This is a genomic window from Cypionkella aquatica, from assembly GCF_030161095.1.
Classification (GTDB): Bacteria; Pseudomonadota; Alphaproteobacteria; order Rhodobacterales; family Rhodobacteraceae; genus Cypionkella; species Cypionkella aquatica.
Window position 1 is genome coordinate 428,660 of the sequence record NZ_BSPP01000007.1, and the last position, 26,726, is coordinate 455,385.

Consider the following 26,726-nt stretch of genomic DNA (forward strand, 5'->3'; position numbering starts at 1 on the left):
TTGCGAGTCCTTTGTTCATTTTGCATAGTTCAAACGCCAGAAATCTTGCCAATCCTGGCGCGTGTCCCAATCTTCCAGCCCCGATGCCGGGTTGTAGGCCAAAAGCTCGGCGGTATGCGCGGCGATGCCTGACGGTTCATCTGCGGGCAGGCTGACTTTGGTGTTCAGCGAGATCTTGCCATCCTCGGCCTGCGGCGCGATGCCTTCGGCGGTCATGGCGTAGTGAATGAACAGCTTGGCTGCATTCGGGCTGTCGGTGCCTTTGACGATCAGCCCGACGGTTGCATTGGTAAAGCCGATGAACGGATCAACGCCCGCGCATAACCCCAAGGTAAAGCCCGCGCCAGCATTGTCGCGGAACTTGGCGGCGCTGACGAGGCCTACGAAGGGTTCGGTTTGCCCGGGTGCGGCCACGGCCTCTGCCGCCGCTGCATCGGCATCGGTCAACAGCGGACCATTGGCGGCGAGCGCTGCCACAAAAGCCTCGGTCGCGCTGGCTTTGTCGGTTTCAAGGGCTTTGCCGTAGTGGGACTGGTAGGCGGCGCGGATCTTGTCATCGCTGTAGCTGCGCATCTGGTTGAACCAATCCGTATAGGATGGCTTGCCAAGCGGGTCTTGCATCGCGACCTTGCCCTTCCAATCGGGGTCGGTCAGTTGCCAGATGTTGGTGATCGGGCAGGTCTCGAAAAGTTTGGTGTTATAGGCCAGCACATTCGGGCTTGCGACCACCAGCAGCGGGTTTTGGGCCTCGGGCGCGATGTCGGCGGCAAGATCCGGCGGCACCCAGCTTTCGGCAAAACCACCCGGCAGCAATTGCCCCATCGCCGCAGGCACATCCGCGATCAGCGAGACATCGCCCTGCACATTGCCCGCCTGCACTTCGCGGATGATGGTTTCCATCTGCGCGGGCGCTTTGGTCTTGGTGCCAGTGGCGGCGATGCCGTATTTCGCGGTAAAGCCTTCGGCCATATCAGCAATCTTGCCCGTGCTGTCGAAAACCGTGATCGGCGGTTCGGTCTTGGCTGCGGCGATCAGCGCGTTCAGATCAAAATCTTCGGCAGATGCGGTGGTGGTCAGGGCCAACAAAATTGCCACCGATGTCGTCAGATGTTTCATTGCTTCCTCCCAGTGGTCGCGGGGTGTGAGCCTGCGCGCAGCCCTCCTCAGATCGGCGCGCAGGTTGGGTATTCAGCGCAGGTTGGTGCGCCACAGATCTTGCCAGTCTTGCCGGCGGTCCAGATCGCTTTGCGCCCCGGCATTGGTCCAGACCATCAGCTGATCCAGATGCGCCGCGATGCCGGATGCCTCATCTGCGGGCAGGCCGACGCGCGGGTCAGACGGCACTTTGCCATCCACGCTTTGGGGCGCGATGCCTTCGGCTGTCAGCAGATAGCTGATGAACAGCTTGGCGGTGTTCGGGCTGGCGGTGCCTTTTGCAATCACGCCAAGGCCGGGATAGAGCCAGCCGCTGAACGGCGCGACATTGGCGCAGAAGCCCAGCTTGTGGCCTTTGTCGACATTGTCACGGAACTTGGCAGTGGACAGGATGCCAAAGAACGGGCTGGTCTGACCAGCCGCGCCAATCGCATCGGACACACCAGAGGAATCGGCGATCAGCACGCCATTTGCGGCAAAAGCCTTGACCCAAGCCTGCGTGGCCGAGCCTTCGGCGCTGTCAAACGGCTTGCCATAATGCGCCTCATAAGCGGCGGCCATGGCTGGGTCGTGATGCTCTTCCAGCTGGTTGAACCAATCGGCATAGGCGGGCTTTTCCAGCGGATCCATCATGCTGACGCGCGATTTCCATTCTGGATCAACCAGTTGCCAGACGTTAGAGATCGGGCAGGCCGCGTAGGCTTCGGTGTTATAGCTCCAGACCATCGGGTCGCTGACCACCACAAGCGGATCGCGCGCGCTGGCGGCAAGCTGATCTGCCACATCGGGCGGCACCCAGCTTTCGACGATGCCTTCGGGGATCAGCTGCGCCGCGATCGTGGCGGCGTCAGCGGCCAGCGACACACCACCGACCACGTTGTTTGCCTGAGCTTCGCGGATCAAAAGCTCGATCTGTCCGGCTTCGTTCACCTTCTTGCCAGTAACCGACAGCCCATATTTGGCGCTGAAAGCCTCGGCGGTGTCGACGATCTTGCCGGTCACCGCATAGGCGGTCATCGGGGGTTCGGCTTTGGCCGCGGCCAGCAATTCGGCCTCGGTTTGGGGCCCGGTCTGTGTTTCGGCCCCGGTCTGAGTTTGGGCGTGACCTGTGGTTGCTGCCAACAGACCGATCATTGCCATCGTTACGCGTTTCATTAATCCCTCCTGTTCATTGATTTCTGCGGCACGGGTTAGGCGACCCGGGCCAGTGCATCATCGACCCCGGCCAACCGGTTCTGATGGCTGTCGAACACATGCAAGGCTGCGGGGCGCGCGTGCAGCGTGACGATCTCGCCGCCCTGCAAGGTCGGGCTTTCGGTGGTGGTCAGAAAGATCACCCGCCCTGCGCAATTCACCTCGATGATCCAGCTACCACCGGTGGGCAGAACTGCGGTGACGCTGGCGCCGTGCCGGAAATGGCCCGGTGGTACGGGCGCATCGTCCAGGGCCAGCATCAACGCCTCTGGCCTGATCCCGACCGAGCCAAGATCGGCCGCAGCACCAAGCCGGGCGCGCAGGTAGTCGCGGGCGGCGCGTTCCAGCGGATCACTGCCAGACGCTGCCAGCTCGATGATATTGATGGGTGGGCTGCCGACAAATTCGGCGACAAAGCGGTTGGCGGGGCGTTCGTAGATGTCGTTTGGGGTGCCGCGCTGTTGCAGGGTGCCTTCGTTCATCACGGCGATTGTGGTGGCTAGGGTCATCGCCTCCCACTGATCATGGGTCACGAAAACGATGGTGGTTTTGAAAGCGGCGTGGATGCGTTTCAGCTCGGCGCGCATTTCCAGACGCAGGCGGGCATCAAGGTTCGACAGCGGCTCGTCGAGCAACAGCACACCGGGGTTGACCGCCAGCATCCGCGCCAAGGCCACCCGTTGCTGCTGCCCTCCTGACAGTTGCGAGGGATAGCGGTCGCGGTATTTCTCGATGTCGAGCGCCTTCATCACGGTGTTGACGCGGGACTCACGTTCGGCCTTGGGCACTTTGCGCAGGCGCAGACCGAAATCGGTGTTGCGCTCGATCGTCAGATGCGGCCAGAGCGCGTAGGATTGAAACACCAGCCCCATGCCGCGCTTTTCCGGGCCCACAAAGATGCCCTGCGGGATCGAATCCACCACGCGACCACCGACCGAAATTTCGCCGCCTGACAGGTTTTCAAGCCCGGCGATCATCCGCAATGTGGTGGTTTTGCCGCAGCCCGATGGCCCCAGCAGGCACATGAATTCGCCATCCCCGATGTGCAAATCCAAATCGGCAACCGCATTGGGCGAGCCTGCGCCATAGTTTTTCTGAACGTTCCGCAGAATGATATCAGGCATCAGCTTCCAAGTCCTTCGGCCAGATTTGTCTTGGTGAGTTTCTGCGCGGTCAGCGTGCCGACATAGGCCAGCCCCGCGATGATCAGCACGACCGCATTGGCCGCCTGGGTGTAGTGGTAATCGACCAGCCGCAGCGAGAACGTGGTCAATACGTCTGTCGCAGGCACAGCCAGGATCACAAACAGGCTTAAACCTTTGATGCCAGAGATAAACGGCAGCAAGATACCGGTGACAAGCGATCCTTTCTGGATCGGAATAACCACCCATGTCATCCGCCGCAGCCAACCAGCGCCAACCACTTGTGCTGCTTCTTCGGGGTCTTTGCCCAGCTGCATCATCGCCGATATCCCCGCGCGTGAGGCATAGGGCATCTGATCGGCCATCAGCGCCAGAATAAGGATCGCATAGGTGCCATACAAGGCGGGAACCGGGCCGCGCTGCACCGCAAACAGCGACAGATAGGCGGCGGCAAAGGCAATCCCCGGCACAAGGTAGGGCATGAACGTCACCTGCCGCAAAAAGACTGACAGCGGCCGATAGGGTGAGCGCACGACGATATAGCCGGTCAGAATCCCCAGCAGCCCTGAGCAGATCGACGCCGATCCGACAATCCAGATCGTGTTGAACGCGGCGCGCCACAGATCGGGGCTGAACAGGATACCCGTGCGCATGGCGACAGTTGGCAGATCCCAGCCGATCCAGTAATCCAGCGTGAAATTGGACCATGCAAAATTCGCAGGCATCCGCATCACGGTGGACAGGAACAGCGTCAGGATCGGCATTGCCACGCTTGCGGCAAAGATCAATCCGGCAAACCCGGTGGCAGGCAGCCGCCAGCCCTTCAGCCGCGAGGCGCGGTTCATCGAGCCTTTGGAGCCCACGGTGACAAAGCGCCGTGCCTCACGGGCAAGATAAGCATCGACCAGAATGGCAATCACCCCGATCAGCATGATCGCGCCTGCCAGCACCCCTGCGACCCCGGTTTGCCGCGAGCCGATCGAGCGGTAGAGCGAGGTTGCCAGCACGTCGAATTTCACCGGCAGGCCCAACACATAGGGCACGCCAAATTCGCCCAGACATTTTGCGAAAATCAGCACCACCGCCGACATCAGCGCCGGACGCATCAGGGGCAAGATCACCTGCCGCGCCACGGTGGCACCCGAGGCGCCAAGAATTCGGGCTGAATCTTCTAGCTGGCTGTCAAACCGCCGCAGCGCCGAACCAAAGAGCAAGATGACGAAGGGCGTGTAATGCAGTGCAAGGATGACGGTGATCGGGAATTGGCCATAGGCCAGCCAATCGGGGGGTGTCAGGCCGATGGCCTCAAACCAGCCTTGCTGGCCGCCGACGGTGCGGTTCTTGAACAGCGTCGTCCAGGCCAAGGCAAAGGTCCAGGCGGGCAGCATGTAAGGCACGATCAACGCCGTCGCAAACCAGCGGCGGCCGAACATGTCGGTGCGCGCGATCAGCCAGCCGAGGATGCCGCCCACCACCATCGAGATGGCAATAGCGCCACCTGCCACCATCAGCGTGTTGCGCAGCGGCACCCAGAACAAATCGCGCGCCACCGCCGAGGTGAATGTGCGCGTCAAATAATACAGGGTGACGCTGCCAAGCTCGGCCTTGGTGCGGCGGTCATCGCCAAATTGCACGGTGGCGGAATCCATCAGGATCGACAGGATCGGCACCACGATCAGATAGGCGAACAGCAGAGCCATCAGCACGCCGATCACCGTCGTAGGCTCTCGCAGCGTGAGACGCATCTGGTAGCGCAGGCGATTGCGCCATGATGGCGCCGCAGCTGTCGTGATGGGCGGCGCGCTCATGCCCGGGCCTCTGGCCGTGACAGCGCAACCGGCCCGTAGCCAGTGATCAGCATAGTATCGTTCCCTCCACGGTGGCGGTCTGGGTTGCCCCAATGCGCCGTGACAGCCCTCCTTAGCCACCACGGCAATCCGCCGAACTGACATTAGGATTCACCAAAAGGCGAATTGGTGTCAACAGAAAATTGCACAGCTGTGCAAGGTTGAAATTATAGATAAATTTCATGATATTACATAGTAATTGTCACTCATGTAAGTCAGATACAAGCACGCGCGTGCATCGGGGTATTTCGCCATTTCATCCTTGCGGACGATTCTTGCGCTGATCGGTAAACCAATCCAGCGCCGCCCAAGATTTTGACGCGGTGCAGGGCAGATCAGGTCAATCTATGCGCCCAAGGCTGGCTCTAACAGGCGTCCGCGCATGCGATGTTGGGTCAGCAATTCGCCGATATGAGCGCGAAACAGGTCTTTGACGGCCTTTGCAGACAGCGACAGTTCGGAGTGTTCGTGCCAGACGAACGACAGCGTGCGCTCGATCACGGGGTTGACGATGCGCGTCGCGCTCAGCAGGCCGGCTTCGATTTCGACGGCGAAGGCTGAATAGGGCACCACGGTGAAGGCGGGTCCATTCATCACAATGCTGCGGAATACCGAAAGCGAGTCCTGTTCGATGGCGATGTTGATGCGGTTGCCGGTGCGAAGTGCTGTGTTTTCCAACTCGATCCGCAACTGATTGTGACGGCTGCCCATCACAAGCGGGAAATTCTTTAGCGCGGCAAAATCAATCTCGTCGCCGATGTGATCTGGCCGATGGCGCCCGACAAGGTGCAAATCCTGCGCCAGAACCGGTTCGGACGTGGCACCCACAAGGGTCGAGACATTGGGCAGCAGCCCGAAATCGACCTGCCGCGAGGTGACGAGCGTATCGCTTTCCATCCGCAAAAGGTCGAGAATCGTCAGGCGAATCTGCGGATGCTGTTGGGCGGTGCGCCAATAAAGCTGCCCGGCAAGCATCGCCGCCGCCGACGCCGCCAGCACAACGCGGACCTCGCCGGTCAGACTGGTTGCGGCATTGACGGTTTCTTCGCGCACCTGTTCGACGTGACGAAACAGTGAAACCGCGCCGTCATACAGCCGCTGTCCGGCCTCTGTCAGCACCACACCTTTGCGGGAGCGTTCAAACAGCTGCACGCCAAGCTCTTGTTCCAGCGTGCGAATATGGGCCGAGAACGCGGGCTGGGCCAGATGCACGATCCGTGCCGCCGCCGAGATAGAGCCGCTTTGGCTGGCCGCGATGAAGTATTTCAGCTGATCGAGGCGCATGGGTTTTCTATCGTAGTTTGCGATAAGACATATCGTGAAGTACTATTTTTCAGATAACAACCCCCTCGCTACAACCAAGTCACAGCCCTGTTACACGAGCGAAAGACTTCGGATGCCCTATAGCGATGCGATCAAAACCGTCTTTGCCGACCGACTTGGAAAGGGGCCGCTGTTTTCGGTCTGGAGCCATTTTCCCGCGCTGGATATGGAAGCCGAGCGACTGGCCGAGGCGAGTGTCGCCTTTCAGCGCGACTTCGATCTGGATTTTCTGAAGACCGCGCCAAATGGCATGTATGCGGTCGAGGATATGGGGGTGACGATTGATTTCTCAGAGGTTGCTCGCGGTGGCGTGGCCCGTATCGTCGAAACGCCGTTCGAGCGCGCGCAGGATTGGGCGCGGCTGCCACAGGTTGACCCGCAAGCCGGGGCGTTGGGGCGCGAGTTGCATGCACTGCGGCTAATGCGGGCAGAATTGCCCAAGCTGCCGATCATCTTCACGATTTTCAGCCCGATGACGATTGCCTCAAAGCTTAGCCGTGGGGCGGTTCATCGTCAGATTGCTGAAAGGCAGGGGTTGGACGGGCTGCATGCGGCGCTGGAGCGGATCGCGATCAATGTGCGCGAATACGCCAAGGCCGCTATCGCGGCAGGGGCTGACGGCGTGTTCTTTGCGCATCAGGACAGCGGGCGCGATGTGCTGGGCTATGATGATTTTTGTGAATTTGTGGCTCCGTACGATATCGAGGCTTTGGTGGGGGCGCAGCGGGGCCGCTTTAACATCCTGCATGCCCATGGCGCGCAGATCCGCTTTCGCGATATCCGCGATTATCCTGTGCATGCGCTGAACTGGCACAATTGGGAGACCCGGCCCAGTGCTGCGGCGGCCATGATCAGCAGCAACAAATGCATCGTCGGCGGCATCGACCGCCGTGCGCTGACCGGCAATGACGTGGATCTGGTCAAGGCGCAGATCCTGCAGACTTTGGACGAGGTGCAGGGGCTTGGCGGTGATTTGATCATCGCGCCCAGTTGTTCGATCCGCGCCGGATTTTCCCGCGACACCCTGCGCGAGGTGCGCGACTTTGTCCGCGCTTTGCCAGAGTTCGCGCCAGATACTGCCGAAGCCGCAGCCTGAATGGGCGGGGTGCTGTCAAGACAGGTTTTTGCGGGCAGCGGCCGGATCGCGCGCCGTGACCCGCCTTTAGATGTCCGATACCGTGACACCAAAGATCACGAATGGTGGTTAGGGCTGCCAGACCAAGAGATGATGAACCACAACAGAACGAGGATGACATGAAGCTTCCGAAACTTCTACTTGGGGCGGCGATGGCCGCACTGTTGGCACAGCCTGCGCTGGCCGAATATCCTGAAAAGCCCATCGAGCTGATCGTGGCCTTTGCGCCCGGCGGCGGCACCGATGTGGCGGCGCGCTCTGTCGCGATGTTCATGGAAAAATATCTGGGCAATGGTGCGTCGATCGCCGTGATCAACAAGCCGGGGGCCGGCGGTGAATTGGGCTGGACCGCGCTGTCGCAGGCCGCGCCGGATGGCTATACAATCGGCATGATCAACCCGCCGTCCTTTGTGGCGCTGACGGTCGAAGGCAAGGCGAAGTACAAGCTGCAAGACTTTCAGATGATTGGCAATATTGTCCTCGATCCCGGTATTCTGGTGGTGGGCAAGGACAGCCAATACCAGACGCTTGACGCGCTGATGGCGGCGTCAAAGGCCGCACCTGGGGCGATTGTCGTCGGCACCTCGGGGGCGGCTGGGTCGTCGGAACATATCGGGATTTTGAACCTGAACCGCTCGGCGGGATCAAGCTTTACGCCTGCGTTCTTTGGCTCTACCGCGCCTGTGCGTCAGGCTTTGCTGGGTGGGCATATTCCCGCGGCGACGATGAACCTTTCCGAAGCGCTGCCGTTGATCCGCAGCGGTGATATCCGGCTGCTGGGCGTGATGTCGCTGGAGCGTTCGACCTATCTGCCCGATGCGCCGACCTTCAAAGAGCAGGGCTATGATCTGGTGGTGACGGCCTCGCGCGGGCTGGCGGCTCCGGCGGGCACCCCGCCCGAGATGGTCGAAAAGCTGCAAGCGGCGCTGAAGGCCGCGATGGCAGATCCAGAATATGTCAAGACCGCCGAGGCTGCCGAGATCCCGCTGGCCTATCTGGACGGCACGGATTACCGCGCCTTGCTGGCCCGGATGGAAAGCGAACTGGCCGAGACCTGGAAGGTGACGCCGTGGCGGTAAATTCATCTCCCACGCGCAAGCAGGGAGAGATCGGCTTCGCGGCGGTGCTATTGGCCGTCGCGGGGGCTGCCTTCCTGGGGGCAGGGGATTATCCCGGCGCAAGCGGCACCTATCCCCGCGTTTTCGCGATCTGCCTTGGCATCTGTGCGATGCTGGTTATCCTGCGCGCCGTGATGCAAAGCGCGCCCGGTGACGACGCGCCATTCTTCACCCATCTGGGTCGGTTTTTGCTCGGGTTTGGGGTGTTGGGGTTTTATATTCTGGCAATCGACACGATCGGCTATGTGATCCCGAGCCTGATCCTTGGCATCGCCTTGCCACTGGCGCTGCGCTTTCGTGACCTGCGCATGGCGGTTCTGGCCAGTTTTGCCACGATGGCCTTCATTCTTGTGGTGTTTGTCGTGATCCTGAAGCGGCCGCTGCCTGCGGATGTGCTGGATCCTTTGTTGGGGATGCTGCGATGATGGATGCTTTGCTGAATGCGCTGCCGCATGCTTTCGCGCCTTCCAGTCTGCTGGCGGTGCTGATCGGCACGATTGCGGGGCTGCTGGTCGGGGCATTGCCGGGCCTGACCGTGACCACCGGACTTGCGGTTCTGATTCCGCTGACCTTTGGCATGGACCCGTTGTTTGCGCTGGGCATGATGGCGGGAATGTACAACGGTGGCAGCTATGGGGGAGCGATCCCGGCCATTCTGTTGCGGGTGCCAGGGACGCCGGCCTCGGTCGCCACTTTGATGGACGGCTATGAAATGACCAAGCAGGGCAAGGCGGCCTATGCTTTACAGGTTGCGGTGGTTTCTGGCGTGATCGGATCGGTGCTGTCGGCGCTGGCCCTGATCGGGCTTGCACCGCTGCTGGTCAAGCTGAGCCTGATGTTTGGCCCGGCCGAGTATTTCTGGGTCGCAATACTGGGGTTGGCGACGGTGGCCTCGCTGTTGGGGGATGATCTGCTCAAGGGGTTGATGGCGGCTTTCATTGGTCTTTTGATCGGCACCATGGGCACGGATCTGGCGACGGGCACCGAGCGCTACACCTTCGGGCGGCTGGAGTTTGCCGAGGGCATGGATATCGTGGTGCTTCTGACCGCGCTTTTCGCCATCCCGCCGGTGATCCAGATGATCGAGACGGCAGGCCACAAAGGCATGTCAAAAGAGTTGCTCAATCTGCGCAAGCAGGGGTCGGTGTTGAAGGATTGGCGGCGCTTTTTGCCGATCTGGATGCGCTCGTCGGTGATCGGCATCATCATCGGCATCTTGCCCGGCGCGGGTGGTTCCATGAGCTGTTATCTGGCCTATAACGATGCCAAGCAACGCTCGAAGGATCCCGATAGCTTTGGCAAGGGCAATCCAGACGGTGTTGCGGCTTCGGAATGTGGCAATGGTGCAGATAATGCGGCCTCACTTATCCCAGCGCTTTCGCTGGGCATCCCTGGATCGGGGGTTGCGGCGGTGATCTTGGGCGGCCTTCTGGTGCATGGCCTGCGCCCCGGCCCGCAGCTTTTCACCGAGCATCCCGATGTCGTCTATGGCTTCATGCTGCAAATGCTGATCTCGGCGGTGCTGCTGTATTTTGTCGGCGGTCTGGCAGCGACGCGGATTTTTGGCCAGGTGCTGCGGCTGCCACATGTCGTGCTTGCGCCACTGATCCTGATGTTCGTGGCAATTGGGGTTTATGCGGTCAACAATTCCACCTTTGATCTGTATCTGCTGCTGGGCATCGGCCTGATCGCCTATGTGATGGAGCGTCTTGACTATCCCAGCCCTCCGATCATTCTGGGGGTGATTTTAGGGCCGATTGCCGAAGGGCAGCTGTCTTTGGCACTGACCATCTCGGGCGGGCATCCGTTGGCGCTGATCGCCTCGCCGATGTCGATGATCGTGGTGACGCTGACTGTTTTGATCCTTGCCATGCCGATCTGGGGCATGTGGAAGAAGCGCAGCCGCGCGGCGGTTTGATGCGCGGCATGATTTGCGGGCGCTTAAGATATGCGGCACTTGCCCGCCTTTGCAGAAGCCTTCGGGCTTCTGTGCCACCTACTGATCGAAAGAATATGCAATGATCCCGGTTTCCACCTCTGCGGCACCTGCAGCCATCGGCCCCTATTCGCAAGCAATCGCGGCTGGTGGGCTGCTGTTTGTTTCGGGGCAACTGCCGATTGATCCTGCGACGGGCGAATTTCCGTCGGCGGACGCTGTCGATCAGATGCGCCAATGCCTGCGCAATATCGCAGCGATTGCCGAGGCTGCGGGCGCTTCTTTGTCTGATGTGGTGAAAACCACGATTTATGTCACTGATCTGTCCCGCTTTGCCGAGATCAACGCCGGCTATGCCGAGGCGTTTGCCGCACCCTATCCGGCACGCGCGACGGTCGAGGTCGCGGCCTTGCCAAAAGGCGCTGCGGTTGAGGTCGATGCAATTCTGGCCCTGAAAGGAGCAGTCTGATGCGGTTTGACGACTGTTTGAAGCAAAAGTTGCCGCTGGGAGATCATCCGGCGCGGGATTGGCGGCACCGGGCGATTGACCTGCTGATGGGGGATGCCCGCCGCTCGGCTGACACCCATCTGATCAAGCCGATGTTCAAAGGGCTGTCGGGCATCTCGCTGTATCTGAAAGATGAAAGCACGCATCCGACCGGCAGTCTGAAGCATCGCCTTGCGCGCTCGCTGTTCCTTTATGGCATCTGCAACGGCTGGATCGGTCCGCAAACCACGCTGGTCGAGGCCTCGTCCGGCTCGACCGCGGTGTCCGAGGCCTATTTTGCCCAGCTTCTGGGCCTGAAATTCATTGCGGTGATGCCGCGCTCGACCAGCCCGCAAAAGGTGCAGGCGATTGCGCAATTCGGCGGGTCTTGCCATTTTGTCGATCATGCGGGGGCGGTTTACGGCGTGGCAGAGGAGTTGGCCGCGCAGACCGGCGGGCATTATCTGGATCAGTTCACCTTTGCCGAGCGCGCCACCGACTGGCGCGGCAACAATAACATCGCGCAGAGCATCTTTGACCAGATGCAGGCCGAGGCAGACCCCGTGCCCGATTGGGTGGTGATGAGTGCGGGCACCGGGGGCACTTCGGCCACCATCGGGCGCTTTATCCGCTATCGCAATCTGGCAACGCGGCTTTGCGTCGTTGATGTCGAGGGATCAGCGTTTTACGAGGCATGGGCGACGGGGCGGCGCGATATCACTGCCGAGGGCAGCAGGATCGAGGGAATTGGCCGCCCGCGCGTCGAGCCTTCGTTTGTGCCCGAAGTGATCGACCATATGATCCGGGTGCCTGATGCGGCCTCGATTGCTGCGGCAAGGGTGCTGTCCGAGCGGTTGTTTCGCCGGGTTGGCGGCTCTACCGGCACGAATTTCTTCGGCATGCTGATGATCGCGGCACAGATGGCGCGCGAGGGGCAAAGCGGTGCTTTGGTCACGCTGATCTGCGACAGCGGCGAGCGCTATGACGGCAGCTATTACAACGACGCCTGGCTTGCCGAGCGCGGCATCGACATCGCACCTTGGCGCGCCCGGATCGAGGCGTTTCTGGACTGCGATCAGGATTTGTAGCGGCATGCCAAGGCGGGTTTTGATCCTTGGGGCAGGCGGCGTGGCGCGCGGCATGGCAGCGCTTTTGCACAGTCTGGGCCATGAGCCGATGCTGTGGTCGCCATCGGGGCAGGGCACGCGCGCGCTGGCCAGCCAGCCGCTGCAGGTGACAGGTGCGCTTGCGGGCACTTTGCGCGTCGCCATCGCCCAAGATCTGGCAACGGCGCTTGACTGGGCCGAGGTGGTGGTGCTGGCGATGCCCGCCAATGGCCATCGCGCTGCCTTGGATGCTGTGCTTCCGCGTCTGCGCGCCGATCATACGATCATCATCTCGGCGCAACTGTCGCTGGGCGGGTTTTACGTGCATCAGGCCCTGACCGCGCGCGGGGTTTCGGCTTTGGTGATGGCTTGGGGCACGACGGTGGTTCTGGGTCGTGCGCTGGGCGCGGATGGCGTGCAGATCGGGGGCTTGCGCCGGCGAGTCGAAGTGGCGGCACTGCCAGTGGCGCGTGCGGATGAAGCCTTGGCGCTGTGCCAAACGCTTTTTGGCGACCGCTTTGCGAAAGCGCCGACGCTGCTGGCAATCGCCTTGGGCAACCTCAACCCGCCGGTTCATATGGCAAACGCATTGTGCAACTTGACCCGGATCGAGCGCGGCGAAGTCTGGGCGAATTATGATGGCATCACCCCAGCGGTGGCACGGCTGATCAAGGGGTTGGATGCGGAAAGGCTGGCGTTGGCTGCGGCTTTTGGTCTGAGCGTGCGCAGCGTCGAGCGTCATTTCCGCGAAACCTTCGCGCTGCCGGACGCGTTGTCGCTGGCGCAGATGGCAGCACGGATCCACGCTGACCGTGGCGGTCCGCCCGGTCCGACCGATCTTTCAACGCGCTTTATCACCGAAGATTTGCCGTTTGGCATTTTGGAGATCATCACGTTGGCCCAGCATGTGGGTCAGGTAACGCCGCTGCATACGGCTGGTTTTACGCTGTTTCAAAGCCTGTGTGGTCGGGATTTCTGTGCTGAAAATACCCTGCTTCCGGCGATAGACCTCGGTGCTGTTGTGGCGATGTGACCGAAGCACAGGGCTTTGGTTGCTGCAATCTTCGCAGAGGGGCTGGCAATCGAGACGCGACACAGCGATCAGGCTGCTGAACCGCGTTTGCAGGTTGGCACCGCGTGCAATCGCAGCGGTGCCTGCCTAAGCTATGCGACGGGCACTGTCCCGCCGTCGATGATATGTTCGGATCCGGTGATCGAGGCCGCGCGATCCGAGGCAAGAAACGCAATCAGATCAGCCACTTCTTCCGGGGCAGCGGGGCGCCCCAGCGGTATGCCGCCCAGCGAATCCATGATCACCTGCACCGCTGCGTCATATCCAATACCAGCTTGGCTTGCGATGCGCAGGGCCAGACCGTTTTCGCCCGGCGCGGCGATCCATCCCGGAGAGACACGCACCACCCGCACGCCTTTGGGTGAAACCTCTTTTGAGATGCTTTTGCTATAGGTGTTAAGCGCCGCTTTTGCCGCAGCATAGGCGGTTGTCGCCTCGGGCAACGGAAGGCGGCCTTGAATTGAGGTGACATGGATGACAACGCCGCGCCCCTGCGCGATCATCGCCGGGATCAAGGCGCGATCAAGCCTGACGGCGGGAAAGAAGTTGAGGTTCATCTCTTTCTCCCATTCGGCATCATCCAGCGCGGCATAGCCCCCCGATGGGGCGGAAGAACCGCCCAGCATGTTCACCAGAATATCAAGCCCGCCAAATGTGCGATCCACAGCATCAACGACGGTCTGAACCCCCGTCACAGTTGTAAGGTCGGCTTCGACGAAGGCCGCACCAGAGAAATCTGCGGGCTTTTTGCGGGCCGTGGTCAGCACCTCGGCACCCAGCGCCTGAAAAAGCGCGACGGTTGCCGCGCCTGCGCCCGAAGTGCCGCCGGTGATCAGGGCGCGACGCCCCTGCAATGTCAGAAACGGCGTCATACGGTAATCTCCAGTTCAGCGATCTTGTCGTCGGCGAGGACGAAGATGTAACGCAGGTCAATCGGGCTGCCGGGGAAATCACCGACCGCGTGGCCATTCACTTGGGTCTTTCCGTTCTGCGTGGTGATCGAAAAGGGCGTCACTGCGTAGGTGTATTGCTGGCTTTCGTCTGCCATCCACGCACGAATGGCGTCATGGCCCGTGTGGGTCTTGCCCTTGTCCTTGACGCTGCCGCTTTCAGTGAAGGCGGCAGCGACAGCTTCTGGGTTGCCATCGCGGTCAGCGGCGAAATAGGCCTCGATGCTTTTTGGTAGTGTGATCGCCATCTTGATCTCCATCTTGGGTTTGCTTGCGTTGCCAGCGCTGCGTCGCGCTGGTCTGGGCCGACAAGGGACAAACTAGACCTAGACGCATACCGCGATAACTGGGATAAAAGGGGATGAAGAATTCCGATAAGAGGGATAATGACCAGAGCCTTGTTCGCCGATCTGGATGCGGTTCTCAGCATAGCCCGGCACGGGTCTTTCCGGGCGGCAGCGCTTGAGCTTGGCATGTCGACCACCGCGCTGAGCAACGCCATCGGCAAGCTTGAGCAGCGTTTGGGAGTTCGTCTTTTCAACCGCACGACCCGCAGTGTCGCGCTGAGCGATGCTGGACGCACATTTGTTGACCGGATCGGGCCCGCTGTGACCGATATCCACGATGCGATGCTGGCGGTGCAATCGCTTCAGGAAACGCCAACCGGCACTTTGCGCATCAACGCTTTTGCATCAGCGGCGCGCGAAGTGATGGCTCCGCTGGTCTGCACGTTTCTGCGGCAATATCCGCAAGTGCATATTGATCTGGTCACGGAAGGTAAGCTGGTCGATATCGTCGCGGGTGGGTTTGATCTGGGGTTGCGACCGGCTGACCTTGTGCCCAGCGATATGATCGCCCTGTCTCTTGGGTTGCCGCGCGAAAATGCTGTCGTCGCAGCGCCGGACTTTCTGCAAACACATGGCACACCCAGCGTTCCTGCCGATCTTTACCGCTATCGCTGTCTCCGCGCGCGCCTGCCGAACAACGCCTTGTTTCGCTGGCGATTTGAAAAGGATGGCGTGCCGGTGCAGATTGATGTGCAAGGCAGCCTCACGCTTGACGAAGCCAGCCTTGTGCGGATTGCGGCGCAGGAAGGCATGGGGCTTGGCTATGTGATGGAAGCGGATGTGCGCGATGACATCGCGGCCGGGCGGCTTGTGCGGGTGCTGGCGGATTGGACGCCGCGTCTGGCGCCACTGGCGCTTTACTATCCGGGCAGGAAAAATCCTCCGGCGGCGTTCAAAGCGTTCCTTACCGCCGCCCGAGCGTTTGCGAACGCGCAGGTGTCAGCGGGGCCGGGTAGCGGCAGCTAAACACCTGTTGCGCATTGGTGCTTGGCTCAAACTTGGCGCGTTCGCGATAAGCCCGCCCAAGGTGATGGGCTGTGGTGGTGCAGATTTTCCAGACAGACCCACAGGGCTATGGCCGCGAACACGCGCTAGATGGCTGCCGCAAGTTCAAGCGCCGTGTCGCCGTCGATGATCAGGCCGCGCGCAACGCCGCTGGCCAGAAAGCCCTTCGATGCCTCTAGCTTAGAGCGGCCTGCGACAAGTGCGACGGTGCAGGTTTTGCGCAGGTCTTCAAATCCCAAGGCGATGGTGCGCTGGTTCAGGGGATGCTGCACGGCGGCACCTTTGCCGTCAAAGAACAGCCCGTTGGTATCGCCCACCGCGCCCAACTCGCGCAGTTCTTCCAACTCGCGCGCCGAAATCATGCCTTGGGTGCGCAGCAAAGAGCCTTCGCGCAATTCGCCTATGGAAATATAGGCCACGGTGGTCGCACGCGCGAGGCTCAGCGCCTGTTGCACAGATTGCTGCGACAGCAGAATTTCGCGCACCTCGGGCGTGTCGGCGATGAACGGCACTGGCAGGAAAAAGCCTTCGGCCCCGGTGGTGCGGGCGAAGGCGTGCAGCACCTCGAACGGGTTGTAGGCGAGGTTCGAGGTCAGCGAGCCCATCAGGCTGATGAACCGCGCGCCGGGGGCGGAAACCCCGGCCAGTTGCAGGGTCATTTGTTCCAGCGTGCGCCCCCAGCCGGTTCCCACCACCGCGCGCGGCGTTTCGGCAAGGTGGCGGCGCAGGTGGGTGGCGGCGGCGGTGCCCACGGCGCGGAAGGCAAAGCCCGACAGGATCGCTTCTGTCTCGCTGCGGTGGGCGTCTTTGCCCAAGGCGGGGGTGCAGATGCAGAAATCCAGACCATAGTGCAAGCGAATCGCTTCCTCGACGGGCAGCAGGCCAACATTGGCGGGGTTGATCGAAATGCTGACCAAACCGGTGTCGCGGGCATCTGACAGCAGCTTGTTCACACGGGCACGGGTCAGACCCAACCGCTTGGCGGTGGCCTCTTGGTTCAGACCGCCAACATAATACAGCCAAGCCGCGCGGGCCATAAGGATATGATCTTCCTGAATTTCTCCGGCCATCTTCACGCATACTCCTCGGCTGCATCCTGGGGCTATAATTACAAATGTCATGATGCTTGACAATTGTAATGAGTCGTTTCATTTTTAACCTGTCGGCAGAGGACCGACGGGGGATACCGCCAGCTCGCTGGCTCAGGGAGGACATAACATATGAAAAACCGGTTTGCCGGAATGGTAGCGGCTTGCTCGATGCTGGCCTTGATGTCGGGATCGGCGCAGGCGTTGGAGCTGGCTTGGGTTCACGCCAATGCCGCCGCACAATCTGAATCGCGGGTGAAAGCAGGCTTTGATGCGTGGCTGCAAGAGTCGGGCAAGACCGACTGGAACGTAAGCCTGCTGGACAGCGGCGGCTCGGGCGAGGCGACGGCGTCGAACATTCAGGATGCCGCCAGCCGTGGGGTTGATGCCATTGTGATCACCATGGCCGATCTGCGCGCCAGCCGGGCGGCTTTGGATGCGGCCAAGGCCGCGAATATCCCGGTGTTCGCGGTGGACTCGGGCTATACCGAGGGCGTTCTCGTCGATATCACCACCAATAACTGGAAGATGTCGGCCGATGTGTCTGTCTATTTGCTGGATCAGATGGGCGGCAAGGGCAATCTGATTTTCCTGCGTATGGCCGAGCATCACGGCACCCGCAAGCGCGGCGATGTGATGGAAACCGTGCTGAAGGAATACCCCGATGTGAAGGTGCTGGCCGAGCATAACATCGACTACACCGCCTTCTTTGAAGATACCAACAAGACCATGGAAGATTACGTCGCGCGTTTTGGCGATGAAATCAATGCTGTCTGGGCGCCTTGGGATGAGCCGGCACAAGCTGCCGTCAACGTGCTGAACGCTGCTGGCTTGAAGAACGTCAAGGTGATCGGCATTGACGGCCATCCGCAAGCCGTGGCCGAGGTCTGCAAGCCCGACAGCCAGATGATCGCAACCGTCAGCCAGCCGTTTGAAAAGATGGGGGCTCAGGTGGGCGAGTGGATTCAGGAAATCATCGTCGACAAGAAAAACCCCGATGACGTTCTGCCATCGAAAACCGTCTATATGGATGCGCCGCTGGTCACCAAGAAGAACTGCAAAGACTTCATGTGATCCATCTGCCGGGGTGGTTTGACCGCCCCGGCCTTGCTTTCTGACTGGAAAGGAATGGCGCATGGAAATCGTGCTTTCCGATATCACGATGCAATTCCCCGGCACGCTAGCGCTGGATGGGGTGACGGCGGGCTTTCGCACCGATGAAGTGCATGGCCTGATCGGTGAAAATGGCGCGGGCAAATCCACGCTGGTGAACATCTTGGGCGGTAGTCTGCAACCCAGCGCAGGCACGGTGCAGATTGACGGGCGCGCGGTGCGTCTGGCCTCGCCGCATGATGCGTTGTTACAAGGTATCGCCCATGTCAGCCAAGAGGGCAGTCTGGTGCCGGGACTGAACGGGGCCGAGAATATCCTGCTGGGGGCTGAACCGCGAGTGGCGGGGGCGATGATCCGCACTGGCGCATTGAAGGCCGAGGCTGAAGCACTGGTGGCAAAATGGTTTCCGCAGGTCAGGATTGATCTGGCCCGCCCGGTCAGCGAATTGCCGATGGCCGACCGCAAGGTGATTGAGATTGTGCGGGCGTTGCGTGGCGCTGCCCGTATCGTCATTCTGGACGAGCCGACCGCCACGCTGCCCGCGCGCGAAAAGGAACAATTGTGGGGCATCATTCGCCAATTGCCGAAACAGGGCGTCGGCGTGGTGTTGATCAGCCATTTCCTATCTGAAATCAAAGCTTTGTCGGATCGCATCACGGTTTTGCGCGATGGCCGCCACATCCGCACCGATCCGTCTGCGTCGATGTCAGAGCATGACATGGTCGATATGATGCTGCGCCGATCGGGCGGGGCGAACCTGCGGGGGGCGGCGGGTGCCGCTCAATCCACCGAGGTGGTGCTGGATGTCGCGGGGTGGAGCGTCGGTGCGATTGAGGTGCCGCAGTTCCGTCTGCATGCGGGTGAAATCGTCGGCCTGATCGGGTTGACCGGGGCCGGACATTTCGGCTTTGCGCGATCCTTGCACAATCCGGTGGGCGGGCGTTGCCGTGCGATGTCGGTGGCGGGCAAGCCCGTGCGACCCGGCTCGGTGTCGCAGATGCAGAAGGCGGGCATCGCTTTGGTGCCGGATCACCGTATGGAATATGCGCTGATCGGCGAATGGAGCGTGCGCGAAAACCTTGCGATGGTGCATCCGTCGTTTGCGGGGATTGGCGGCGGCGTGCTGTCGATGCAGCGCGAAGAGGCCGAGGCGCAGCGGGTGATGAGGCTGCTCAACGTCAAGGCGCACAGCTCGGGTCAGTTGCTGAAAACCCTGTCGGGTGGCAACAAGCAGAAAATCTCTATCGGCAAATGGCTTTACGGCGCTGAAGGCCGCTACCGGGTGATGATCTTCATCGAGCCGACCGAAGGTGTTGATATTGGCGCCAAGGCTGAAATCTATGCCGAGATGCGGCGGCTGGCGGCCTCGGGCGTGGGCATCATCATTGCCTCGTCCGACCTTCTGGAAATCGAATCCGTGGCGCATCGCGTCATCCCCTTTGCCAATCAACGGCCCGGCCCCGAAATCGCCCAGAGCGGCTTTTCGGAAAGCGCCTTTATCGCCGCCATTTCAGGAGTCGCAGCATGAGCGATCTGACCCCTTCGACCACCACCGTCAGCGCCCAAAGCCCGACGGGCTTTCTGCGCAAGGATCTGGTGCAACGCTACAGCACTTTGGTCGTGCTGGTGCTGATGTTTGCGGTCTTTACCGTGACGGTGGACAAATTCATGACGCCGCAGAACCTTTTGAACATCGCGCAGCAGATTTCGATGCTGACGATTGTGGGCGCTGGGCTGACCTTTGGCTTTGCCGCCAAAGAAATGGATCTTTCGGTCGGCTTCAGTGTCGGCCTTGCTGGCGTTCTGGTACCGTTGATGCTGGTGGCAGGAGTGTCCTTGCCGCTGGCCTTGCTGGGCGGTCTTGCCGCCGGGCTTGCGATTGGTGCGGTCAACGCGGCTTTGGTGACGCTGGTGGGTATTCCGTCGCTGATTGCGACGCTGGCGACAGGCTCGATCCTGTTCGGCATCAACTTTCTGATGACCGGGGGGCGCGCGATTTATGGCGGCTTGCCGGACACGTATCTGTGGCTGGGTCAAGGCCGGGTGGCTGGTATCCCGGTGCTGGCGTTCTTTATGCTGGCAGCGGTGGCCATCGCTTGGTTCGTGATGGAGCGGACGATCTTTGGTCGCTACATCTATGCGGTCGGTGGCAACCAGAAGGCGGCAGAGCTGTCGGGCGTCAAAGTGCGCCGTTACAAAGCCGCAGCGCTGGTTGTCTGCGCGGTGTTCGCGGTGATGGCAGGCACCCTGCTTGCGGCACGGCTTGGCTCGGGCCAGCCCAACGCGGGCGAGCGCTATCTGCTGGACGGTCTGGCCACCGTGTTCATCGGTATGACCATGCTGCGCCCCGGCACGGCCACCGTCTTGGGCACTTTCTTTGGCGCGTTGTTCATCGGGGTGATCAACAATGGCCTGAACCTGATGGGCATGGACACTTACATTCAGTCAATCGTGAAGGGTGTGATCATCCTTGTCGCGGTGGCTGTGGTGTCGCGCTCCACCAAATTGAACCTTCTGTAAAGATCGGAGACGATGATGAACCAGCCACAGGCTGTTCAGCGGGCCGACGCCAGTTCCAACACGGATCTGCCGCAGCTCTACCGGATGATGCGCCGCATCCGCACCTTTGAAGAACGTGTCGGCGAGCTGTTCGTGCGCGGCCAATCCGCAGGCTCGATGTTGCATCTGTCGATTGGCGAGGAAAGTGCGGCAGCGGGCGTCTGTGCGGCGATGCGCGAGGGCGATACCTTTACCACCCATCACCGTGGGCATGGCATCTTTCTGGCACGTGGCGCTGATCCAAACCGGATGATGGCCGAAATTGGCGGCAAAGAGGCGGGCTACTGCCATGGCAAAGGCGGCTCGATGCACATTGCCGATATGGGGCTGGGGCATCTTGGGGCCAATGCGATTGTCGGCGGTGGTATCCCGGCGGTGGTCGGCGCTGGCCTTGCGGCACGGCACAAGAAATCGGGTGCGATCTCGGCTGCGTTCTTCGGCGATGGCGCGACGGGGCAGGGCATCCTCTATGAAAGCATGAACATGGCGGCGCTGTGGTCGCTGCCGTGCCTGTTTGTCTGCATCAACAACCAATACGGCATGGGCACGCGGATTGATCAGGCGACGGCCAACCCGCGCTTGCATGAACGTGCGCAAGCCTTTGGTCTGACAGCGGAAACCGTCGACGGTCTGGATGTCGAGGCGGTGGCCGAGGCGGGGCGGCGTCTGGTCGATGGCGTGCGTGCCGGAAAGCCTGCGTTTTTGGTGATTGATTGCTACCGCTTTTATGGCCACGCCCGCAAAGACAAATCGCCCTACCGCGATCCTGTCGAGGAAGAAGTGGGCCGCGCCAAAGACCCGGTGGCCTTTGCCCGTGCTGCGCTGATTGACCGCAAGCTGCTGGCAGAGACTGCCTTGGACACGATGGATGCCGAAGTGGCCGCCGAGATGGATGCGACCATCGACTTTACCGTGGCGCAGCACGAGCCGCCGCTGTCGTCGATGTTCCGCGATGTCTACGCACCTGAAGAGCCTGAACCCGAACCGGTGCGCACGCGCATCGACCGGATTCTGGCGCGCGCATAAGGGGATAAAGATGGCACTTCAGGAACTGACTTACCGCGACGCCTTGCGCAAAGCTCTGGCCGACGCCATGACCGAAAACCCCGATGTGGTGATCATCGGCGAAGAGGTCGGCCGCTATGGTGGCGCTTATGCCGTGACCAAAGACCTGATCAAGGAATTTGGCCCAGAACGGGTGATCGACACGCCGATTTCCGAACCTGCTATCGTCGGGGCAGCGGTCGGCGCGGCTTTGGCGGGGCTCCGCCCGGTGGCCGAGCTGATGTATGTCGATTTCATCGGCATGACGATGGATCAGCTGGCCAACCAAGCCGCCAAGATCCGCTACATGTTTGGCGGCCAGATCGGCGTGCCGATGGTGTTGCGCACGCAGGGCGGCACAGGGCGCTCGGCAGGCGCGCAGCACAGCCAAAGCCTTGAGGCCTATGTGATGCACACCCCCGGCCTGCGGCTGGCGATGCCTGCGACGGTGGCGGATGCTTATCATCTGCTGCGCCAAGCGCTGACCAAGCCCGATCCGGTGGTGTTCATCGAGCATAAGGCGTTGTATACGCTGAAAGAAACCGTCGATCTGGATGCGCCGGTGCCGGAATGGGGCAAGGTGGCGGTGCGCCGTCAAGGCCGCGATCTGGTGATCGTCACCTATTCGCGTCAGGTGCATTACGCGATGGAGGCCGCGAAACAGCTGGCAGCCCAGGGCATCGAGGCGACCGTGATAGATTTGCGCACTTTGAACCCGCTCGATTTTGACACCATCCGCACCGAGGTCGAAAAGACTGGCCGCGCGATGGTGGTATCGGAAGGTGTCATGACAGCGGGCGTGGCTGCCGAACTTTCAGCCCGGATTTCCGAAGAGTGTTTTGATTTCCTTGAAGATCCGGTGATCCGGGTTGCGGGCGAAGATATTCCGATTTCGGTCTCGACCGTGCTGGAAACCGGCTCGGTGCCCGGCCCGCAACTGATCTTTGAGACTGCGATGAAGCTTATGGCTGGGCGGGTGGCGGCATGATCGTGCAAACGCTCACCATGCCCCGGCTTGGCGAGACGATGGAAGAAGGCGTCATCGTCGGCTGGATGGTCGAACCGGGTAAGCCGTTCAAGCGCGGCGATCCGATACTGGAGCTGGAAACCGACAAGACGGTGGTGGAATTTCCGGCGCTGGGCGATGGCGTGCTGCAAGAAGTGCTGGTCGGCCCAGGTGATCGTGTTCCGGTCGGCACGCCGATTGCGCGCGCCACGCTTGGCAATACCGCCGAATGGGCGGATGCGGTTCAGACCGATGCTGCAGCTGCACCCGCGCCTGCCTCTGCCCCTGCGGCGGCCGGGCTGAATATCCTGACCATGCCGCGCTTGGGCGAGACGATGGAAGAAGGCGTCGTCGTGCAATGGCTGGTCGCCGAAGGTGCGCTTTACGGTCGCGGCGATGCGATTCTAGAGATTGAAACCGACAAGACCGTGGCCGAAGTTCCAGCGCTGTATGAAGGGCGGGTGGTGCGGATTCTGGCCCAGCCGGGTGACCGCATCACTGTCGGGCTGCCGATTGCAGAGGTTGAGGGCCAAGTTGAGGCGGCAGAGATCGTGCCCGCGACGCCGGTTGCGGCTGTTGTGACGGCAGCTCTGCCTGCGACCGCTGCACCCAGTATCAGCACCAGCGATGCCCGATTGCGTGCGACCCCGCTTGCACGCAAGATCGCGCGGCAGAACAATGTGTCGCTGCACAATCTGCAAGGCACAGGGCGGCGGGGCCGGATCGAGCGTGCGGATGTCGAGCGCGCGGCTATGCCCGTTGTGGACGTTGATGTCGAAGGCAAGGGCGGGCGGTTGCATCTGCTGATCCACGGCTTTGCCGGTGATCGCTCGGCTTGGGCCACCACTGCTGCGGCTTTGCGGCGGGCAGGACATCGCACGGCGGTGTTTGATCTGCCGGGGCATGGCAGCAATGACGCGCAGGCCAGTGATCTGAACGCGCTGACCGATGCGGCAATGGCTGTGGCCAATGGCTTGCCGGGGCCGCTGGTGCTGGTCGGTCATTCGATGGGGGCAGCGGTTGCGGTTGCAGTTTCTGCACGGCTTGGGGCCAAGGTTTCGGGCGTGGTGCTGATCACACCTGCGGGCTGTGGTCCGCAGATCGGTGCCGAATTTGTGCATGGCATGGCGGCGGCCACCACGGCAGGAGAGGTCGGCCATCTGCTGCGCCTGCTCGGCCCGAAGGGTGGCGCTGTGTCGGACAGTGTTCTGGCGCAAATGGCGGCACAGACTGCGCGCGGGCGGCTGAAACCATTGGCAACGGCGCTGGCCTCGCCCGAGGGACGCCAGCGCATTGACCTGATCCGCATGCTAGAGGCTTTGCCCGAAGGCTTGCCGATCCGGGCCTTGTTCGGGCGCGATGATCCTATCGTTTCGGCGCGCGATGCGATGAACCTGCCCGCCCGCGTGGCGGTGCATTTCCTGCCAACCGGCCATATGCCGCAATGGGACGCCACCCGCGAAGTGGTCGAATTGATCCTGAAAGGAAGCCGGGATGAGTGACGCAAAATCAGCGCTTGCAGCCGCGAAAACCCGGCTGGGCGGTTTTGCCAAAGGCGCCCCGACGCTGATGCAATCCTTCGGGGGCATCAGCCGCGCGGCAACCACGCCGGGCCAGTTTTCAGCCGCGCAAAAGGAATTGGTGGCGGTGGCGATTGCGGTTGCCAAAGGCTGCGAGGATTGCATCCTGTATCATCTGGACGGCGCGCGCCGTCATGGTGCCGACGAGGCCGCGCTGATCGAGGCGTTGGAAATCGCGGTCGAAATGGGCGGTGGTCCGGCGGTTATGTATGGTGCCAAGGCGCTGGACGCTTGGCGCAACCTTGCCTGAGCGCAGTCAAAAGGGAGGAGTGCGATGGCCTATTATCTGACCGCCGATGGCGGCACCGAAAGCCTGCGGGCGCGTATTTATGATCTGTCGGGCACCTGTCTGGGCCAACAGGCAGTGGCTTACCCTACAAAATTCGCTCCCGGCGCGCGGGCCGAGCAGAACCCCGAGGATTGGTGGACCGCACTGGTCACCGCAACCGCTGGGGCCGTGGCCGAGGCCGGGATTGACGCAGGCCAGATCGAGGCAATGTGTTTTGCCACCACCTGCTGCACCGTGGTCGCATTGGATGAACATGGCCGCGCGCTGCGTCCTGCGCTGATGTGGATGGATGTGCGCGCCCATGCCGAAGCTGATGCCGTTCTTGCGACGGGCGATGCGGCTTTGGCGATCAATGGCGCAGGGCAGGGGCCTGTCTCGGCTGAATGGATGATCCCCAAGGCGCTTTGGTTGAAACGTAATGAACCGGCGACCTTCGATGCCGCGCATACGATCTGCGAGTATCAGGATTTTCTGGTGCTGCGGTTGACTGGCGAGCGTTGCGCCAGCTTGGACAACGCGGGGCTGCGCTGGCATTACAGCAGCCGCAACGGCGGCTGGGCGCATGGCATTTTGGCCAAGCTGGGCCTAGAGGCTTTGGCCGAAAAATGGCCGGCCCGCGTCGTGGCCCCGGGTGAGGTGGTCGGCACTCTGAGACCGCATGCAGCGCATGCTTTGGGTTTGAAGCAAAGCGTCAAGGTGGTGCAGGGCGGCGCGGATGCGCTGATCGGAATGATCGGTCTGGGCGTGGCCAAGCCCGGCCAATTGGCGCTGATCACCGGTTCATCGCATTTGCAGTTTGGCGTGACCGAAGCCCCCTTGCACGCGCCGGGGGTTTGGGGTGCCTATCCTGACATCGTCTATCCGGGGCGCTGGATCGTTGAAGGCGGCCAGACCTCGACCGGCTCAATCATCAACTGGCTGCGGCGGCTGACTGGTGGCACGCTGGATCTGGCCGAGATGAACCTGAAAGCCGAGGCGTTGGAACCCGGCTGCGACGGTTTGATCGTGCAGGACCATTTCCAAGGCAACCGCACGCCCTATACCGATCCGCTCAGCCGGGGGGCCATCGTTGGGCTGACGCTGGCGCACGAGCCGCAGCATATTTTTCGCGCCATCATGGAGGGCATCGGCTTTGGCACCCGTGCCATTCTCGATGCGTTCAAGGCAGGCGGTTATCATTCAACCGAAATCACCGTCGGCGGCGGGGCCACAGCCTCGCGGCTATGGATGCAGATTCACGCCGATACGGCAGGACTGCCGGTGCGCATCCCCGCCAGCGCCGATGCGCCCTCGACGGGATCTGCGGTATTGGCGGCGCATGGGGCGGGGCGGTTTGCCACGATCGACGACGGTATCGCCGCGATGGTGCGCCCCGGCAGCAGCATTGATCCGCGCCCGCGCGAGGTCGCGCTATATGATGAGATTTACCAGCATTACAAGGCGCTTTATCCGGCGCTGAAAGGTGCGCTGACATGATACGCGAGTTTGATCTGACCGGGCGTCTGGCGGTAGTGACGGGCGGTGCCGCAGGCATTGGCCGCGCCATATCCGAGGTGCTGGCCGAAGCTGGCGCCCGGGTGGTAGTGGCCGACCGCGACAGTGCAGCGGCGAAGGCGGCAGCGCAGGCTTTGGGCGGCCATGCTTTGGCGCTGGATGTGACCGATCCCGACGCCTGCGAAACTGCAGCGCTTGCTTTGGCGGCGGAACATGGCCCGGCGGCAATTCTGGTGAACAATGCAGGCATCGTTCAGAACGCGCCCGCGCTGGATGTGACGATTGCCGATTGGCGGCGGGTGATTGATGTCAACCTGCACGGCGTTTTTCACACTGCGCGGGCGTTTGGGAGGCATATGGTGGCGGCAGGCGCGGGCAGCGTGGTCAACATCAGCTCGATCTGCGGCGAGGTGACGGTGCATCCACAACCGCAGGTCGCCTATAACGCGGCCAAGGCCGGGGTGAACCTGTTGACCAAATCTCTGGCGGTGGAATGGGCGGGCCGGGTGCGCGTCAACGCCATAGCGCCGGGCTATACTGCAACGGAACTGACCTTGCTGGGGCGATCAAAGCCCGAATGGTTCAACACATGGCTTGCCGGTATTCCAATGGGCCGTCTGGCTGATCCGCGCGAAATCGCGTTGGCAGTGGCGTTTCTGGCTTCGGACGCGGCGAGCTATATCACCGGCACGGTGCTGACGGTGGACGGTGGGTATACGGCAATTTGACGGGGGGA

General features: G+C 61.4%; 25 protein-coding genes. 17 read left to right on the top strand and 8 right to left on the bottom strand.

Annotation, left to right across the window (positions count from 1 at the left end; all coding sequences use genetic code 11):
• Positions 1–15 precede the first annotated feature (15 nt).
• The 5 genes from QQJ98_RS10625 to QQJ98_RS10645 form a co-directional block, all read right to left on the bottom strand.
• Positions 16–1,116: an ABC transporter substrate-binding protein gene (locus QQJ98_RS10625; protein ID WP_284325311.1), complete on the bottom strand. Its 1,101-nt coding sequence runs from the start codon at positions 1,114–1,116 to the stop codon at positions 16–18.
• A gap of 72 nt (positions 1,117–1,188) precedes the next feature.
• Positions 1,189–2,310: an ABC transporter substrate-binding protein gene (locus QQJ98_RS10630; protein WP_284325312.1), complete on the bottom strand. Its 1,122-nt coding sequence runs from the start codon at positions 2,308–2,310 to the stop codon at positions 1,189–1,191.
• Positions 2,311–2,345: 35 nt separating this feature from the next.
• Complete coding sequence (locus QQJ98_RS10635) at positions 2,346–3,473, bottom strand: ABC transporter ATP-binding protein (RefSeq protein ID WP_284325313.1); 1,128 nt, start codon at positions 3,471–3,473, stop codon at positions 2,346–2,348.
• Positions 3,473–5,299 (bottom strand): ABC transporter permease, encoded by a 1,827-nt coding sequence (locus tag QQJ98_RS10640; RefSeq protein ID WP_284325314.1) that lies wholly within the window; start codon positions 5,297–5,299, stop codon positions 3,473–3,475. The genes QQJ98_RS10635 and QQJ98_RS10640 overlap by 1 nt, the downstream gene beginning before the upstream one ends.
• A 384-nt stretch (positions 5,300–5,683) precedes the next feature.
• The gene (locus QQJ98_RS10645; RefSeq protein WP_284325315.1) at positions 5,684–6,622 is read right to left on the bottom strand and encodes a LysR family transcriptional regulator; all 939 of its coding nucleotides are present in this window, start codon (positions 6,620–6,622) and stop codon (positions 5,684–5,686) included.
• Between the two features lie 112 nt (positions 6,623–6,734).
• On the opposite strand from QQJ98_RS10645, the gene QQJ98_RS10650 reads away from it, so the two are divergent.
• The 7 genes from QQJ98_RS10650 (at position 6,735) to QQJ98_RS10680 (ending at position 13,476) form a co-directional block, all read left to right on the top strand.
• Positions 6,735–7,757, top strand: a complete 1,023-nt coding sequence (locus QQJ98_RS10650) for a uroporphyrinogen decarboxylase family protein (RefSeq protein ID WP_284325316.1) — start codon at positions 6,735–6,737, stop codon at positions 7,755–7,757.
• A gap of 158 nt (positions 7,758–7,915) precedes the next feature.
• Positions 7,916–8,875, top strand: a complete 960-nt coding sequence (locus tag QQJ98_RS10655; RefSeq protein WP_284325317.1) for a tripartite tricarboxylate transporter substrate binding protein — start codon at positions 7,916–7,918, stop codon at positions 8,873–8,875.
• Positions 8,866–9,339, top strand: coding sequence for a tripartite tricarboxylate transporter TctB family protein (locus tag QQJ98_RS10660; RefSeq protein ID WP_284325318.1), 474 nt, complete (start codon positions 8,866–8,868; stop codon positions 9,337–9,339). The genes QQJ98_RS10655 and QQJ98_RS10660 overlap by 10 nt, the downstream gene beginning before the upstream one ends.
• Complete coding sequence (locus QQJ98_RS10665) at positions 9,336–10,832, top strand: tripartite tricarboxylate transporter permease (RefSeq protein WP_284325319.1); 1,497 nt, start codon at positions 9,336–9,338, stop codon at positions 10,830–10,832. Before QQJ98_RS10660 ends, QQJ98_RS10665 begins: the two co-directional genes overlap by 4 nt.
• Before the next feature lie 100 nt (positions 10,833–10,932).
• The gene (locus QQJ98_RS10670; RefSeq protein ID WP_284325320.1) at positions 10,933–11,319 is read left to right on the top strand and encodes a Rid family detoxifying hydrolase; all 387 of its coding nucleotides are present in this window, start codon (positions 10,933–10,935) and stop codon (positions 11,317–11,319) included.
• Entirely contained in the window at positions 11,319–12,425 is a 1,107-nt protein-coding gene (locus QQJ98_RS10675) for a PLP-dependent cysteine synthase family protein (RefSeq protein WP_284325321.1), read from the top strand. The genes QQJ98_RS10670 and QQJ98_RS10675 overlap by 1 nt, the downstream gene beginning before the upstream one ends.
• 4 nt (positions 12,426–12,429) lie before the next feature.
• Positions 12,430–13,476, top strand: a complete 1,047-nt coding sequence (locus tag QQJ98_RS10680; RefSeq protein ID WP_284325322.1) for an NAD/NADP-dependent octopine/nopaline dehydrogenase family protein — start codon at positions 12,430–12,432, stop codon at positions 13,474–13,476.
• 131 nt (positions 13,477–13,607) lie between these two features.
• Here the strand turns inward: QQJ98_RS10680 and QQJ98_RS10685 are convergent, their stop codons facing one another.
• Positions 13,608–14,387 carry an SDR family oxidoreductase gene (locus QQJ98_RS10685; RefSeq protein WP_284325323.1) on the bottom strand — a complete coding sequence of 260 codons (780 nt, stop codon included), beginning with the start codon at positions 14,385–14,387 and terminating at the stop codon, positions 13,608–13,610.
• On the bottom strand, positions 14,384–14,713 hold the full coding sequence (locus QQJ98_RS10690) for a nuclear transport factor 2 family protein (protein ID WP_284325324.1): 330 nt from the start codon (positions 14,711–14,713) through the stop codon (positions 14,384–14,386). Before QQJ98_RS10690 ends, QQJ98_RS10685 begins: the two co-directional genes overlap by 4 nt.
• 138 nt (positions 14,714–14,851) lie before the next feature.
• Here QQJ98_RS10690 and QQJ98_RS10695 point away from each other — a divergent pair, with 138 nt between their 5' ends.
• Positions 14,852–15,778 carry a LysR substrate-binding domain-containing protein gene (locus QQJ98_RS10695; RefSeq protein WP_284325325.1) on the top strand — a complete coding sequence of 309 codons (927 nt, stop codon included), beginning with the start codon at positions 14,852–14,854 and terminating at the stop codon, positions 15,776–15,778.
• A gap of 125 nt (positions 15,779–15,903) precedes the next feature.
• Here QQJ98_RS10695 and QQJ98_RS10700 read toward each other — a convergent pair whose 3' ends face one another.
• Positions 15,904–16,887, bottom strand: a complete 984-nt coding sequence (locus QQJ98_RS10700; protein WP_284325581.1) for a sugar-binding transcriptional regulator — start codon at positions 16,885–16,887, stop codon at positions 15,904–15,906.
• Between the two features lie 150 nt (positions 16,888–17,037).
• Here QQJ98_RS10700 and QQJ98_RS10705 point away from each other — a divergent pair, with 150 nt between their 5' ends.
• The 9 genes from QQJ98_RS10705 to QQJ98_RS10745 all read left to right on the top strand — a co-directional run bounded on the left by QQJ98_RS10705 (position 17,038) and on the right by QQJ98_RS10745 (position 26,718).
• The gene (locus QQJ98_RS10705) at positions 17,038–17,979 is read left to right on the top strand and encodes a sugar ABC transporter substrate-binding protein (protein ID WP_284325326.1); all 942 of its coding nucleotides are present in this window, start codon (positions 17,038–17,040) and stop codon (positions 17,977–17,979) included.
• 61 nt (positions 17,980–18,040) lie between these two features.
• Complete coding sequence (locus QQJ98_RS10710) at positions 18,041–19,546, top strand: sugar ABC transporter ATP-binding protein (protein WP_284325327.1); 1,506 nt, start codon at positions 18,041–18,043, stop codon at positions 19,544–19,546.
• Entirely contained in the window at positions 19,543–20,538 is a 996-nt protein-coding gene (locus tag QQJ98_RS10715) for an ABC transporter permease (RefSeq protein WP_284325328.1), read from the top strand. Before QQJ98_RS10710 ends, QQJ98_RS10715 begins: the two co-directional genes overlap by 4 nt.
• A 15-nt stretch (positions 20,539–20,553) precedes the next feature.
• On the top strand, positions 20,554–21,603 hold the full coding sequence (locus tag QQJ98_RS10720; protein WP_284325329.1) for a thiamine pyrophosphate-dependent dehydrogenase E1 component subunit alpha: 1,050 nt from the start codon (positions 20,554–20,556) through the stop codon (positions 21,601–21,603).
• Between the two features lie 10 nt (positions 21,604–21,613).
• Positions 21,614–22,609, top strand: a complete 996-nt coding sequence (locus tag QQJ98_RS10725) for an alpha-ketoacid dehydrogenase subunit beta (RefSeq protein ID WP_284325330.1) — start codon at positions 21,614–21,616, stop codon at positions 22,607–22,609.
• Complete coding sequence (locus QQJ98_RS10730; RefSeq protein ID WP_284325331.1) at positions 22,606–24,129, top strand: alpha/beta fold hydrolase; 1,524 nt, start codon at positions 22,606–22,608, stop codon at positions 24,127–24,129. The genes QQJ98_RS10725 and QQJ98_RS10730 overlap by 4 nt, the downstream gene beginning before the upstream one ends.
• Complete coding sequence (locus QQJ98_RS10735) at positions 24,122–24,457, top strand: carboxymuconolactone decarboxylase family protein (RefSeq protein ID WP_284325332.1); 336 nt, start codon at positions 24,122–24,124, stop codon at positions 24,455–24,457. Before QQJ98_RS10730 ends, QQJ98_RS10735 begins: the two co-directional genes overlap by 8 nt.
• Before the next feature lie 24 nt (positions 24,458–24,481).
• Entirely contained in the window at positions 24,482–25,972 is a 1,491-nt protein-coding gene (locus QQJ98_RS10740) for an FGGY-family carbohydrate kinase (RefSeq protein ID WP_284325333.1), read from the top strand.
• On the top strand, positions 25,969–26,718 hold the full coding sequence (locus QQJ98_RS10745; protein WP_284325334.1) for an SDR family NAD(P)-dependent oxidoreductase: 750 nt from the start codon (positions 25,969–25,971) through the stop codon (positions 26,716–26,718). Before QQJ98_RS10740 ends, QQJ98_RS10745 begins: the two co-directional genes overlap by 4 nt.
• The last annotated feature ends 8 nt before the right edge of the window (positions 26,719–26,726 follow it).

Bases quoted from the DNA above. Each gene is read 5' to 3' on its own strand.
- QQJ98_RS10625 (WP_284325311.1), bottom strand. From the start codon at position 1,116: ATGAAACATCTGACGACATCGGTGGCAATTTTGTTGGCCCTGACCACC.
- QQJ98_RS10630 (WP_284325312.1), bottom strand. From the start codon at position 2,310: ATGAAACGCGTAACGATGGCAATGATCGGTCTGTTGGCAGCAACCACA.
- QQJ98_RS10635 (WP_284325313.1), bottom strand. From the start codon at position 3,473: ATGCCTGATATCATTCTGCGGAACGTTCAGAAAAACTATGGCGCAGGC.
- QQJ98_RS10640 (WP_284325314.1), bottom strand. From the start codon at position 5,299: ATGAGCGCGCCGCCCATCACGACAGCTGCGGCGCCATCATGGCGCAAT.
- QQJ98_RS10645 (WP_284325315.1), bottom strand. From the start codon at position 6,622: ATGCGCCTCGATCAGCTGAAATACTTCATCGCGGCCAGCCAAAGCGGC.
- QQJ98_RS10650 (WP_284325316.1), top strand. From the start codon at position 6,735: ATGCCCTATAGCGATGCGATCAAAACCGTCTTTGCCGACCGACTTGGA.
- QQJ98_RS10655 (WP_284325317.1), top strand. From the start codon at position 7,916: ATGAAGCTTCCGAAACTTCTACTTGGGGCGGCGATGGCCGCACTGTTG.
- QQJ98_RS10665 (WP_284325319.1), top strand. From the start codon at position 9,336: ATGATGGATGCTTTGCTGAATGCGCTGCCGCATGCTTTCGCGCCTTCC.
- QQJ98_RS10670 (WP_284325320.1), top strand. From the start codon at position 10,933: ATGATCCCGGTTTCCACCTCTGCGGCACCTGCAGCCATCGGCCCCTAT.
- QQJ98_RS10675 (WP_284325321.1), top strand. From the start codon at position 11,319: ATGCGGTTTGACGACTGTTTGAAGCAAAAGTTGCCGCTGGGAGATCAT.
- QQJ98_RS10680 (WP_284325322.1), top strand. From the start codon at position 12,430: ATGCCAAGGCGGGTTTTGATCCTTGGGGCAGGCGGCGTGGCGCGCGGC.
- QQJ98_RS10685 (WP_284325323.1), bottom strand. From the start codon at position 14,387: ATGACGCCGTTTCTGACATTGCAGGGGCGTCGCGCCCTGATCACCGGC.
- QQJ98_RS10690 (WP_284325324.1), bottom strand. From the start codon at position 14,713: ATGGCGATCACACTACCAAAAAGCATCGAGGCCTATTTCGCCGCTGAC.
- QQJ98_RS10695 (WP_284325325.1), top strand. From the start codon at position 14,852: ATGACCAGAGCCTTGTTCGCCGATCTGGATGCGGTTCTCAGCATAGCC.
- QQJ98_RS10700 (WP_284325581.1), bottom strand. From the start codon at position 16,887: ATGGCCGGAGAAATTCAGGAAGATCATATCCTTATGGCCCGCGCGGCT.
- QQJ98_RS10705 (WP_284325326.1), top strand. From the start codon at position 17,038: ATGAAAAACCGGTTTGCCGGAATGGTAGCGGCTTGCTCGATGCTGGCC.
- QQJ98_RS10710 (WP_284325327.1), top strand. From the start codon at position 18,041: ATGGAAATCGTGCTTTCCGATATCACGATGCAATTCCCCGGCACGCTA.
- QQJ98_RS10715 (WP_284325328.1), top strand. From the start codon at position 19,543: ATGAGCGATCTGACCCCTTCGACCACCACCGTCAGCGCCCAAAGCCCG.
- QQJ98_RS10720 (WP_284325329.1), top strand. From the start codon at position 20,554: ATGAACCAGCCACAGGCTGTTCAGCGGGCCGACGCCAGTTCCAACACG.
- QQJ98_RS10725 (WP_284325330.1), top strand. From the start codon at position 21,614: ATGGCACTTCAGGAACTGACTTACCGCGACGCCTTGCGCAAAGCTCTG.
- QQJ98_RS10730 (WP_284325331.1), top strand. From the start codon at position 22,606: ATGATCGTGCAAACGCTCACCATGCCCCGGCTTGGCGAGACGATGGAA.
- QQJ98_RS10735 (WP_284325332.1), top strand. From the start codon at position 24,122: ATGAGTGACGCAAAATCAGCGCTTGCAGCCGCGAAAACCCGGCTGGGC.
- QQJ98_RS10740 (WP_284325333.1), top strand. From the start codon at position 24,482: ATGGCCTATTATCTGACCGCCGATGGCGGCACCGAAAGCCTGCGGGCG.
- QQJ98_RS10745 (WP_284325334.1), top strand. From the start codon at position 25,969: ATGATACGCGAGTTTGATCTGACCGGGCGTCTGGCGGTAGTGACGGGC.